Origin of the sequence: Pseudoxanthomonas sp. CF385, assembly GCF_900104255.1 — a bacterium.
Lineage (GTDB): Bacteria > Pseudomonadota > Gammaproteobacteria > Xanthomonadales > Xanthomonadaceae > Pseudoxanthomonas_A.
In genome coordinates, this window is sequence record NZ_FNKZ01000001.1 from 166,185 (window position 1) to 178,324 (window position 12,140).

Sequence of the window (12,140 nt, forward strand, 5' to 3'; positions counted from 1 at the left end):
GCATCCGGCTTGAAGGACTCCCAAGGTAGGCGCATGATCGGCGCCGAAAAAGCGAAAGCTGCGCAACCCAGCCTTGAGGTGGATTCAAGATGAGCCGACTGCCGCTGGACCAGGTGGACGCCTTCGTCACGGCCGCGCGGCTGCGCAACCTGACCCGCGCCGCCGAGGCGATGCACCTCACCGTCAGCGCGTTGAGCCACCGCATGCGGCTGCTGGAACAGCGGCTCGGCCACAAGCTGCTGGTGCGGGGCCCCCGGGGCGTGGAGCTCACGCCGGACGGCCAGCGGCTGTTCGATACGATCTCCGGCCCGCTCGACACCATCGAGCACGCGTTGCGCCGCGCCACGCTGCGCAACGACCACACGGTCACGCTCAGCCTGATCCCGTCGATGGCCACGGCGTGGCTGGTGCCGCGGCTGCCGGCCTTCCTGGCCCAGCATCCGGAACTGGGGCTCAACCTGCAGTCGAGCACCCACGTGGTGGACTTCGAGCGCGAACCGGTGGATCTCGCACTGCGGCTCGGGGGTGGACGCTGGCCGAACGTGCACGCCGAGTTCCTCTTCCACGAATGGATCACCCCGGTCGCCAGTCCCGCGCTGCTCAAGCAGCACGGCCGGCCCGCACCGGACCAGATGGCCAGGCTGCCGCTGCTCGGCGATCCGGCCAACCGCTGGAAGGACTGGTTCGACCATTTCGGTGGGCAGCCGCCGGCGCGCTACGTGACGCAGTTCGACGACACCGAAACCCTGCACCAGGCCGCCGCACAGGGCGTGGGCGTGGCGCTCGCCCGCTGGACGCTCGCCGAGCCGCTGGTGAAGGCCGGCCGGCTGGTGGCGCTGACGAAGAAGCGGCTGCAGGCCGACTTCGCGCACTACCTGGTCTATCCCGAGCGGAGCCTGGGCCATCCCGGCTTCGGCAAGGTGCGCAGCTGGCTGCTGGAGCAGGCCGGCGTCGCGGTGGAGCGATGACTCCAGCGCGCGCCGGCTAACATCGCGCGCATGGTCACCGCCGACGCCATCGCCCGTCTCGTCCACGACGCCTTCGCGGACTACCACGCACGGTTCGCCGAGATCACGCAACGGGCGAAGGTCCGCTTCGAAACGCAGGATTGGACGTTGGCGCGCGCCGATGCCGTCGAGCGCATCGAACTCTACGACCAGTGCATCGCCGAATGCGCGCTGCGCCTGCAATCGGCGCTGCTGGGCCAGGCCCACGACCGCACGCTCTGGATCGCCGCGCGCACGGCGTTCGAGGCGCTGATCGCCGGACAGATCGACCGCGAGCTCTACAAGACCTTTTACAACACCCTCAGCCGGCGCTTCTTCCGCATCCGCGGCGTGGATCCGGCGCTGGAATTCGTCGCGCTCGACGTCGAGCCCACCGACGCGATCACCCACCCCGTGGCGCGCCACAGTTATGCGGTGTCGGAGCAGCGGCCGACCGACACCTTCGCGCGCGTGCTGGCCGACTACGGCTTCGACGTGCCCTATGCGCACCGCACCCGCTGCGCCGCCGCCATCGCGGTGCGGCTGCAGGACGACCTCGCGCACTGGGGCGCGCACCCGGTGCGCGGCATCGAACTGCTGGATACCGTGTTCTATCGCGAGCGGCGTGCCTACCTGGTCGGCCGCGTGTTCGGGGAGCACCGGTTCTCGCCGTGCGTGATCGCACTGGTCAACGATGGCGGCCGCCTGAAGGCGGAAGCCGTGCTGACCCACCGGGCCGACGTGGCGCACCTGTTCGGCACCTCGCGCAGCTACTTCCATACCGACCTGGCGACGGTGGGCGATGCGGTGGTGTTCCTGCGCTCGCTGCTGCCGGGCAAGCCGATCGACGAGATCTACACCGTGCTCGGCCGTGCCAAGCAGGGCAAGACCGAACGCTACCGCACCTTCTTCCACCACTTCGCCGCGCACCCCGACGAACAGCTCGTGCATGCGGAAGGCACCCCCGGCATGGTGATGGCGGTGTTCACCCTGCCCAGCTACCCGCTGGTCTTCAAGGTGATCCGCGACCGCTTCGCCTACCCCAAGGCGATGAGCCGGCAGGACGTGGAGGACAAGTACGACCTGGTCTTCCACCTGGACCGCGTCGGCCGGCTGCTGGACACCCAGGCGTTCCGGTTCCTGCGCTTCCCGCGCGCGCGCTTCGCGCCCGCGCTGCTGGAGGAACTGCGCGAGCGCTGCGGGCAGAGCCTCACCGAGGACGGCGACGACCTGGTCATCCACCTGTGCTACGTGCAGCGCCGGTTGCGACCGCTCAACCTGTACCTGCGCGAGCAGAAGGCCGAGGCCGCGCGCGCCGCCGCGCTCGAATACGGCCAGGCCATCCGCGACATGGCGCGCAACAACATCTTCCCCGGCGACATGCTGCTGAAGAACTTCGGCGTGTCGCGGCATGGGCGCGTGGTCTTCTACGACTACGACGAACTGCGCCTGGTCACCGACTGCCGCTTCCGCGACTGGCCGCAGGCGACGACATATGAGGAGCAGATGGCCGATGCGCCGTGGTTCCACGTGGACGCCGGCGACGTGTTCCCCGAACGTTTCCCGCAGTTCCTCGGCCTGCCCGACGCGCAGGCCCGCGCATTGAAGGCCGCGCATGGCGAGCTGTTCCGCGCAGACTGGTGGCGCGACCTTCAGTCGCATCTCGCCGACGGCGACTACCCGGATACTCCGCCCTATCCCGATGCGCTCAGGCTCGCATGACGCGGCGCATGCCGTCGCAACCGGCATCGCGTTACCCTAACCGTCACGAGGAGACCGTCGCCCCGCCATGAGCACCTACCGCCTCGACTCGATCTTCCGCCCACGCGCCGTCGCGGTGGTCGGCAGCCAGTCGCGCCCGCGTTCGGTCGGCCGCGCGGTGGTGGAGAACCTGCTCGGCGCGGGCTTCAGCGGCCCCATCGGGCTGGTCAACAAGCACCCCTCGCCGATGGACGGCGTGACCACCGTCCGTCACCTCCGCGATCTGCCCTGGATACCGGACCTGGTGGTGATCGCCACGCCGGCGGCGACGGTGCCGCAACTCGCCGCTGAAGCGGCCGAGAAAGGCGCGGCCGCCGTGGTCGTGCTGACGGCCGCGATGGGCAGCGGCCCCGGCTCGCCCGCCGCGCAGCTGGAGGCATTGACGCGCGAGAAAGGCCTGCGCGTGCTGGGCCCGAATTGCCTGGGCGTGATCGCGCCGCACGCGCGACTCAACGCCAGCCTCGCCAGCCGCTTCCCGAAAGCCGGCGACCTGGCGCTGATTTCCCAGTCCGGTGCGATTTCCGGAGGCCTGGTGGAATGGAGCATGAGCCAGCCGGTAGGCTTTTCCGCCGTCGTCTCGCTGGGCGATGCGCTGGACGTCGACTTCGCCGACCTGCTGGACTACTTCGCCACCGACCACCGCACGCGCGCGATCCTGCTGTACGTGGAAACGATCCGCGATGCGCGCAAGTTCATGTCCGCCGCACGCGCCGCCGCGCGCACCAAGCCGGTGGTCGTGGTGAAGTCGGGCCATGGCGTGACGGCACGGCCCACGCCGGCGGGCAGCACGCACACGCAGAACCTCGCCAAGCCCAACGCGGTGTACGGCGCCGCCTTCCGTCGCGCCGGCCTGCTGCGCGTGCGCTCGCTGCATGAGTTGTTCGCCGCCGCGCGCACGCTGGGACAGGTACGCCCCTTCCACGGGCGACGGCTGGCGATCCTCACCAACGGTGGCGGCGTCGGTGCGCTGTCGGTGGACCATCTGCACGAACAGGGCGGCACGCTGGCGACACTGTCCGACGCCACGCGCGATGCGCTCGATCGCATCCTGCCGGTGGGCTGGTCGCGCACCAATCCGGTGGACCTGCTGACCGACATCGACGCCGAGCGCTATGCCGCGACGATCGAGGCGCTGCTGGCGGACCCCGAGAACGACGCGCTGCTGGCCGTCAACGTGCCCACCGTGCTGTCGTCCTCCGCGGAGGCCGCCGACGCCGTGGTCGGCGTGCTGGGTACCGGCACAGCCGCCTCGTCGCGCAAACCGGTCTTCACCGTGTGGCTGGGCAATGATCCGCAGGCCGAAGCCGTGCTCGATGCCGCGCACGTACCGCGTTATCCGAACGAATCGGACGCGGTCGCCGGCTTCATGCACCTGGTCCGCCATCGCGAGGTGCAAGCGGCGCTGATGGAAACGCCGCCGAGCCTGCCGGAAGATTTCAGTCCGGACGTGGCGATGGCGCGCGCGCTGGTCGAGACCGCGCTGGATGCCGGCCAGGCCTGGCTGGATCCGCTCGCCACCACGCAGCTGCTCGCTGCCTACGGCATCCCGATGGCGCCGCTCTGGCGCGCGACCGACGCGGAAGACGCCGCGCGGATCGCGGCGCCGCTGCTGGCCGAAGGCAGGACGGTGGCGGTGAAGATCCTGTCGCCCGACATTCCGCACAAGTCCGACGTGGACGGGGTACGGCTCAACCTGCCGAACGCGCACGCCGTGCGCGAAGCCGCCGCAGGCATCCTGCAGCGCGCGCGCGAACGCCGTCCCGAGGCGCGCATCGAAGGCGTGCTGGTGCAGCCGACCATCTTGCGGCCAAAAGCACGCGAACTGATCGCCGGCATCGCCGACGATCCGGTGTTCGGCCCGGTCATCGCCTTCGGTCGCGGCGGGACCGCGGTCGAGGTGATCAACGACCAGGCCGTCGCCCTGCCGCCGCTGGACCTGCGCCTGGCCCACGAACTGATCGCGCGCACGCGGGTCTCGCGCGTGCTGAAGGCCTACCGCGACGTGCCGGCCGCCGACGAGCGCGCGGTCGCGCTTGTGCTGGTGAAGCTGGCACAACTCGCCGCGGACATTCCCGAAATCCAGCAACTCGACATCAACCCGCTGCTCGCCGACCGCGACGGCGTGGTCGCGGTGGACGCGCGCATCGCCGTGGCGCGTGGGCGCGCGCTGCACAAGGGTCGCGGGCATCCGCGCTTCGCGATCTTCCCGTATCCGACCGAGTGGGAGCGGCAGATCGAACTGGCCGATGGCCAGCCCGCCCTCGTGCGCCCGGTGCGGCCTGAGGACGACGCGATGTTCCGCGAATTCTTCACCCACATCACCGACGAGGACCTGCGCCTGCGCTTCTTCCAGTCGGTGCGCCACTTCAGCCACGAATTCATCGCGCGCCTGACCCAGCTCGACTACGCGCGCTCGATCGCGCTGGTCGCCGTGCACCCCGGCACGCACGAGATGCTCGGTGCGGTGCGCCTGCATGCGGATGCCAACTACGAGAAGGGCGAGTACGGCATCCTCGTGCGCTCGGACCTCAAGGGCCACGGCATCGGCTGGAAGCTGATGCAGATCATGATCGAGTACGCGCAGTGGCAGGGCCTGAAGGTCATCGAAGGCCAGGTGCTGCGAGAGAACCGCACGATGCTCGCGATGTGCGAAAGCCTCGGCTTCGCGGTGAAGCTGGATCCCGACGATCCCACCCTGATGAACGTCACCCTGCCGGTGCCCGCCTCCGCTTGAGGCAAGGGGCATTGCTCAGAGCTTCACCACCACCTTGCCGAAGTTCTCCCCTCGCAGCAGGCCGATCAGCGCGCGTGGGGCGTTTTCCAGGCCTTCGACCAGATCTTCGCGGTAGCGGATCTTCCCGTCGGCCAGCCAGCCACCCATCTCCCTCAGGAATTGCGGGTACAGCGTGATGAAGTCGTGCTGGATGAAGCCGCGCAAGGTGAGGTGACGGGTCAGGATCTGGCTCATCAGCAGCGGCATCCGGTCCGGCCCGGACGGTAGCGACGTGTCGTTGTAGTGCGCCACCAGGCCGCAGACCGGGATACGGGCGAAGTCGTTGAGCAGCGGCAGCACGGCATCGAACACGGCGCCGCCGACGTTCTCGAAATACACATCGATGCCGTCCGGACTGGCGGCGCGGAGCTGGTCGGCGAAATCCGGCGCGCGATGGTCGAGCGCGACGTCGAAGCCGAGCGCATCGCGCAGGTAGGCGCGCTTGGCTTCGCCGCCGGCGATGCCGACCGCACGCGCACCCTGCAGCTTCGCGATCTGGCCGACGGTCGCGCCCACCGGGCCGCTGGCGGCCGCCACCACGACGGTCTCGCCGGGCTGCGGTTTGCCGATCTCGTGCAGGCCGACATATGCGGTGAAGCCCGGCATGCCGTAAACGCCGAGCGCCGTGGTGAGCGGCGCTACGCGTGTGTCCAGCTTGCGCTTCAGCGTGCCGCCGGCTGCGAGCGCATGGGTCTGCCAGCCGCCATGCGCGAGCACGAGGTCGCCCGGCTGCAGATCGGGATGGCGCGAGACGATCACTTCGGAGACCGTGCCGCCGTCCATCACCTCGCCGATCTCCACCGGCTTGGCGTACGAGCGGCCCGCGTTCATCCGGCCGCGCATGTACGGGTCCAGCGACAGGTAGCGGTTGCGCAGCAGCACCTGGCCGTCGGCGGGCACCGGCAGCGGCGCGTGCTCGAGGCGGAAGTCGTCGGCGGCCGGCTCGCCGCGCGGCCGTGCCGCCAGGACGATGCGGGTGTTCTGGAGGGTGTCGTGGGTGGTCATGCCATGTCTCCGAGCGGCCGATGCCGGGCAGTCTAACGATGGCGCGCACGAATGCGATGAAGCGTGCCCGCGGCGCGACGACGGCCATACGGCCTGAACATGCCGCGTGCTAGGCTCCGCGCACCTTTCTGGAGGGCTGACGCATGACGACCCGCATTCCGCTGTCCCTGGCGCTCGTGGCCGCACTCGCCGCATCGCAACCGCTGTTCGCCGCGTCCCCGGCCAAGGCCGCCGATGCCGCGCAAGCACCGTCCGCCACCGATGCCGCAGCGCTGGATACCGCGCTGAAGGGCGACTGGCGCGATCCCAAGAACACCGCGCGCGACATCTACCGCCATCCGAAGGAAACGCTCGCGTTCTTCGGCGTGAAGCCGACGCAGACCGTCGTGGAGATCACGCCGGGTGGCGGCTGGTATTCCGAAGTGCTCGCGCCCTATCTGAAAGCGAACGGGCGCTATGTCGCCGCCGTCGTCGACCCGGGCGCAGTGGCCGAGAAGAGCCGCAACTACTACCAGCGCGGCATCGATGGCCTGCAGAAGAAGTTCACTGACGGTCCGGCGCAGTTCGACAAGGCGGTGACGGTGAAGTACGACCCGGCCGCGCCGGTATTCGGCGCCGCCGGCTCGGCGGACGTCGTGCTGACCTTCCGCAATGTGCACAACTGGCGCAAGGCCGGCCAGGCCGAGGGCATGTTCAAGGGCTTCTACGACGTGCTCAAGCCAGGCGGCGTGCTGGGCGTCGTCGAGCATCGCGCGAAGGCCGATGTGTCGGCCGACGACGACACCGGTTACGTGGGCGAAGCGCAAGTGATCGCGCTGGCCGAGGCCGCGGGCTTCCGCCTCGCGGCGAAGAGTGAGGTCAACGCCAACCCGAAGGACACCAAGGACCATCCGAACGGCGTGTGGACACTGCCGCCGTCCAACAACCACCCGGAAGCGGACCGTGCGAAGTATCAGGCGATCGGCGAAAGCGACCGCATGACCCTGCGCTTCGTCAAACCGGCCGCCAAGTAATCCGGATCGCGCGCCGTCGCGGCCTGCAGGGTCGCGGCGGCGTTATTGTCTTCGTCGATGCTCATCGCGTTCAACAAGCCGTTCAACGTGCTCTGCCAGTTCACCGACCGCAGCGTTCCGCCGCGGCGGACGCTGGCGGAGTTCGGCTTGCCGCCGCGCGTCTACGCGGCGGGACGGCTCGACTACGACAGCGAAGGCCTGCTGCTGCTCACCGATGACGGCGCCCTGGCGAACCGACTGACGGATCCGCGCCACAAGCAGCCGAAGACGTACTGGGTGCAGGTCGAAGGCACGCCGACGGAGACGCAGCTCGATGCGCTGCGCAACGGTGTGGTGTTGAACGATGGGCCGACCCGGCCAGCGCAGGTCGCGCGGCTCGATCCTGCCCCCACCCTGTGGGAACGCGACCCACCCGTGCGCTTTCGCAAGACGGTGCCGGATGCCTGGCTTGCGATCACGATCACCGAAGGCCGCAATCGGCAGGTGCGGCGCATGACGGCCGCGGTCGGGCTGCCGACGCTGCGCCTGGTGCGCGCCGCCATGGGCGACGTGCAGCTGGATGGACTGGCGCCCGGCGCATGGCGGGCGCTCTAGTCGCTCGATCGATCAGCTTTCCGCGGAGCGCGACGCGGTGCTGCGCGGACGACGCGGCGTACCGGTCTTGCGCGCGGACGAACCGTTCCCGTTGACCTTGCGCGCTTCCACACGGCGGGACTTGCCTTCGATCGGCGCATTGGCCTGGTCGCGCTTGCGCTTGCGGTAGGCGACCAGGGCCAGCAGGCCCACGCCGATGCCGGTGGCCACGGCGACAGCAGGATTGCGGCGCACGAAGTTCACGGCCAGCCTGCCGCCGGTCTTCGCCACACCCAACGCGGCGCCGGTCTGCAGCAGCTTGTCGGCGCTCGGCACGGCGTGCTTGATGCTGCTGCCGGCTTGGCTCGCCAGTTCCAGTGCGCGGTCGGTGATGGTGGTCAGCTTGCTCATGGGGCCGTCCCTGTGGGGTGGGTAGGTCGCCAGTGTCCCGTCGTGGATGTTTACGCGATGTTAGTTCCGCGGCCCGCCGCTGGCCGAGGGCTGAACGGCACTCAGGCGCCGCGCGGCTTCGCGCCGCGGCAGGCGATAACGACGCGTCAGGTACCGCGCGGCTTTGCCCGATGCGTTGCCTGGGCGCTCCATGGGTCGTCGGGCCACGGATGCTTCGGATACCGCCCCTTCATCTCCTTCTTCACCTCGGCATAGGTCGAGTTCCAGAAGTTGCGCAGGTCGGAGGTCACCTGCAGCGGCTTGCCACCTGGCGACAGCAAATGCAGCAGCACCGGCACGCGGCCGTCGGCCACGCGCGGGGTATCGGCCAGGCCGAACAGTTCCTGCAGCTTCACCGCCAGCACCGGAGGATGACCGTGCGCGTACTCGATGCGGCGCTCCATGCCTGAGGGCACGGTGATGCGGGTGGGCGCGAGCTGATCGATGCGCTGGCGCAACGCCCAGTCGAGGCCCGACTTCAGCGCGTTCGACAGATCATCCTCGCCCAGCGCATCCAGCCGCGTCTTGCCGGCGAACGCGGGCTTGAGCCAGTCGTCGAGCGTGGCCATCAGGGCGTCGTCGGACAGGTCCGGCAGGCCGAGGTCCTGCATCCAGTCGCGCAGGCAGCGCACGCGTTCGCGCCATTGCTGCAAGGACTCGGGCCACGGCAACGCTTCCAGGCCCAAGTCGCGCACCGCGTCGGTCAGCGCGGCGGCGGCGAGCGCGGGATCGACGCGGCCAGCCGGGCGCGCATCGAAGACGATCTGGTCGAAGCGCGATTCGCGCTGCGCCGACAGCGCGCGACGGGCCGCATCCCAGCGCACGGTGTCCTCGGTGACGAAGCGGTCGGCGAAGTCGCGCCGCAGACGGCGTTCGTCCAGCGGCGCCGCGCGTTGCACCAATGCGTCGCGCGCCTCGTGGCGCAACTCGCTGACCACGATCCAGGGCTCGCCGACCAGGGCGCTGTCGTCGAACAGGCGCGCGCTACGTCCGTTCGCCAGCAGGTAGCGGCGCGCATCCTGCGGATGCTGGAAACCGATGCGATCCGGGAAGGCGTGCATCAGCACGTCGCCCAAGCGATGCGCTTCCACCGAGGACGGCGGCGATGACGTCTCGCGCACGCGGCGACGCCATTGCTTGGCGGCGGCCTCGATGGCGGCCAGGCCGGAGCGGTTCGCCTCCTGCGGCGCGCGTCCGCCGCGGAACGCCGCCAGCGCCCGCCAGCGCGCGGCCATCGCGTCGCCGCCCATGCGCAGCGGATCCCGCGCCTCGACCAGCGCCGCGAGATCGCAGGCCAGCGCACGGTCTTCGCCCTCGCCCGCCGACAGCAACATCGCCGCCAGCCGCGGATGCGTGCCGAGCGCGAGCATGCGCTTGCCCAGCGGCGTGATCGCATGCGACGCAGTGAGCGCGCCCAGCCGGCGCAGCAGGTCGCGTGCGGCGCTCATCGCGCCCGGCGGCGGTGCATCGACGAAGCGCAGATCGTCGCTGCCCCATGCGGCGAGCTCCAGCGCCAGCGCGCCGAGTTCGACCAGCGCGATCTCCGGACGACGTTGCGGATCCAGCCGCTGCGACTGCGGCCACAGCCGATACGCCCAGCCATCGGCGACGCGGCCGGCACGACCGGCGCGCTGGTCGGCGGACGCCTGCGAGATGTTCGTCACTTCCAACCGCGAGAAGCCGCTGTTCGGATCGTAAGAGGGCTCGCGCGCCAGGCCGCTGTCGACCACCACGCGCACACCTGGCAGCGTCACCGACGACTCGGCCACGTTGGTGGCCAGCACCACGCGGCGGCGTCCCTGCGGGTCAGGTTGTAGAGCCTCGGACTGCTTCTCCACCGGCAACTCGCCGTGCAGGGCGAGCACGGCGATGTCCGGCGGCAGCACGCCTGCCAGCATCGCTTCGACACGCATGATCTCGCGTTGGCCTGGCAGGAATACCAGCACGTCCCCGGGATGTGTCAGCACGGCGTGTTCGATCGCACGGCGCGCCTGCACGTCGGTGGCTTCGTCGCGGCGTGCCGGGAAATGGGCGACCTGGACCGGATGGCTGCGGCCCTCACTGCTCAGGCGGGGCGCATCGAGGAAGCGCGCCAAGCGGTCACCGTCGAGCGTGGCCGACATGACGACCAGGCGCAGGTCCTCGCGCAGCTGCGCCTGGATGTCCAGCGCCAGCGCCAGGCCGAGGTCGCCGGCCAGGTGGCGTTCGTGGAATTCGTCGAACAGGATCGCGCCGACGTCATCCAGCATCGGGTCGTCCTGGATCATCCGGGTCAGGATGCCCTCGGTGACCACCTCGATCCGGGTGCGCGGCCCGACCTTGTTTTCGAAGCGGATGCGGTAGCCGACCGTCTCGCCGACGGCGTCGCCGCGTTGCTGGGCCATGAAGCCGGCCGCGGCGCGCGCGGCCACGCGGCGTGGTTCGAGCACGACGATCTTCCTGCCCGCCATCCACGGCGCATCGAGCAGCGCCAACGGCACCTGCGTGGTCTTGCCCGCGCCAGGCGGAGCCTCCAGCACCAGGCGCGGATGGTCGGACAGGCTGCGGACGATGTCCGGCAGCAGCGGCGTGATCGGGAACGTGGGCGACGGCATGCGGCGGAAAGGATAAGGCCAACGCGGATCAGATCATGAACATCGGTGTGGGAGCGACGTCAGTCGCGATGGGGCTTTACCGGCGATCTTTCGCGACTGACGTCGCTCCCACGCCCGACATCGCGGCTCCAACCGACGGCTGTGCGGGCTTAAAATGCGGCATGGATCTCATCGACATCGGCGCCAACCTCACCCACGAAAGCTTCGACCACGACCGCAACGCGGTGCTCCAGCGCGCACGCGAAGCCGGCGTGGTGCAGCAGGTGGTCACCGGCGCCAGCCGCGAGCACTCGCCCACCGCCCTGCGCCTGGCGCAGGCGCATCCGGGCGAGCTGTACGCCACCGCCGGCGTGCACCCGCACCACGCCACCGAGTACACCGACGAATGCGATGCCGAGATGCGCGCGCTGCATGCGCATCCGGAGGTCGTGGCCGTCGGCGAATGCGGGCTGGACTACTTCCGCGACTTCTCGCCGCGGCCGGCGCAGCGCAAGGCCTTCGAGCGCCAGCTGCAGATCGCGGTCGACACCCGCAAGCCGCTGTTCCTGCACCAGCGTGACGCGCACGACGACTTCGTGGCGATGATGAAGAATTTCGACGGCAAGCTCGGGCCGGCCGTGGTGCACTGCTTCACCGGTACGAAGAAGGAGCTGTTCGACTGCCTGGACCAGGACTGGCACATCGGCATCACCGGCTGGCTGTGCGACGAACGCCGCGGCCTGCACCTGCGCGAGCTGGTGAAGAACATCCCGGCGAACCGGCTGATGATCGAGACCGATGCGCCCTACCTGCTGCCGCGCACGGTGAAGCCGCAGCCCTCGCATCGCCGCAACGAACCGATGTACCTGGCCCACATCGTCGCCGAGCTGGCGCGCGACCGCGGCGAGGACATCGAGGTCACCGCGGCCGCGACCACCGCAACGGCGCGCGCCTTCTTCCGCTTGGTGACACCGCGCTGAGGCGCCGCCGCGCAGCGGCGCCCCGG

Annotated in this window: 9 protein-coding genes; 6 read left to right on the top strand and 3 right to left on the bottom strand. The window is 69.8% G+C overall.

Annotated elements, in window-relative coordinates; all coding sequences use genetic code 11:
* Positions 1-89: 89 nt before the first annotated feature.
* From BLT45_RS00690 to BLT45_RS00700, 3 genes are all read left to right on the top strand, one after another.
* The gene (locus BLT45_RS00690) at positions 90-968 is read left to right on the top strand and encodes a LysR substrate-binding domain-containing protein (protein WP_093293871.1); all 879 of its coding nucleotides are present in this window, start codon (positions 90-92) and stop codon (positions 966-968) included.
* Positions 969-998: 30 nt separating this feature from the next.
* The gene (aceK, locus tag BLT45_RS00695) at positions 999-2,708 is read left to right on the top strand and encodes a bifunctional isocitrate dehydrogenase kinase/phosphatase (RefSeq protein WP_093293873.1); all 1,710 of its coding nucleotides are present in this window, start codon (positions 999-1,001) and stop codon (positions 2,706-2,708) included.
* A 67-nt stretch (positions 2,709-2,775) separates the two neighbouring features.
* Positions 2,776-5,481 carry a bifunctional acetate--CoA ligase family protein/GNAT family N-acetyltransferase gene (locus tag BLT45_RS00700; RefSeq protein WP_093293876.1) on the top strand — a complete coding sequence of 902 codons (2,706 nt, stop codon included), beginning with the start codon at positions 2,776-2,778 and terminating at the stop codon, positions 5,479-5,481.
* Between the two features lie 15 nt (positions 5,482-5,496).
* On the opposite strand, the gene BLT45_RS00705 is transcribed toward BLT45_RS00700, so the two are convergent.
* On the bottom strand, positions 5,497-6,525 hold the full coding sequence (locus BLT45_RS00705) for an NADP-dependent oxidoreductase (RefSeq protein WP_093293879.1): 1,029 nt from the start codon (positions 6,523-6,525) through the stop codon (positions 5,497-5,499).
* 143 nt (positions 6,526-6,668) lie between these two features.
* Between BLT45_RS00705 and BLT45_RS00710 the strand changes: the two genes are divergently transcribed.
* Both BLT45_RS00710 and BLT45_RS00715 read left to right on the top strand, forming a co-directional pair.
* A complete protein-coding gene (locus BLT45_RS00710) occupies positions 6,669-7,538 on the top strand; it encodes a class I SAM-dependent methyltransferase (protein ID WP_093293883.1) in 870 nt (289 codons plus the stop codon).
* Between the two features lie 57 nt (positions 7,539-7,595).
* On the top strand, positions 7,596-8,132 hold the full coding sequence (locus BLT45_RS00715) for a pseudouridine synthase (protein WP_093293886.1): 537 nt from the start codon (positions 7,596-7,598) through the stop codon (positions 8,130-8,132).
* Between the two features lie 12 nt (positions 8,133-8,144).
* On the opposite strand, the gene BLT45_RS00720 is transcribed toward BLT45_RS00715, so the two are convergent.
* Together BLT45_RS00720 and hrpB are read right to left on the bottom strand one after the other, a co-directional pair.
* Positions 8,145-8,522 (bottom strand): hypothetical protein, encoded by a 378-nt coding sequence (locus BLT45_RS00720; RefSeq protein WP_093293893.1) that lies wholly within the window; start codon positions 8,520-8,522, stop codon positions 8,145-8,147.
* A gap of 146 nt (positions 8,523-8,668) precedes the next feature.
* Positions 8,669-11,155, bottom strand: a complete 2,487-nt coding sequence (gene hrpB / locus BLT45_RS00725; RefSeq protein WP_093293897.1) for an ATP-dependent helicase HrpB — start codon at positions 11,153-11,155, stop codon at positions 8,669-8,671.
* A 161-nt stretch (positions 11,156-11,316) separates the two neighbouring features.
* On the opposite strand from hrpB, the gene BLT45_RS00730 reads away from it, so the two are divergent.
* A complete protein-coding gene (locus tag BLT45_RS00730; protein ID WP_093293900.1) occupies positions 11,317-12,114 on the top strand; it encodes a TatD family hydrolase in 798 nt (265 codons plus the stop codon).
* The last annotated feature ends 26 nt before the right edge of the window (positions 12,115-12,140 follow it).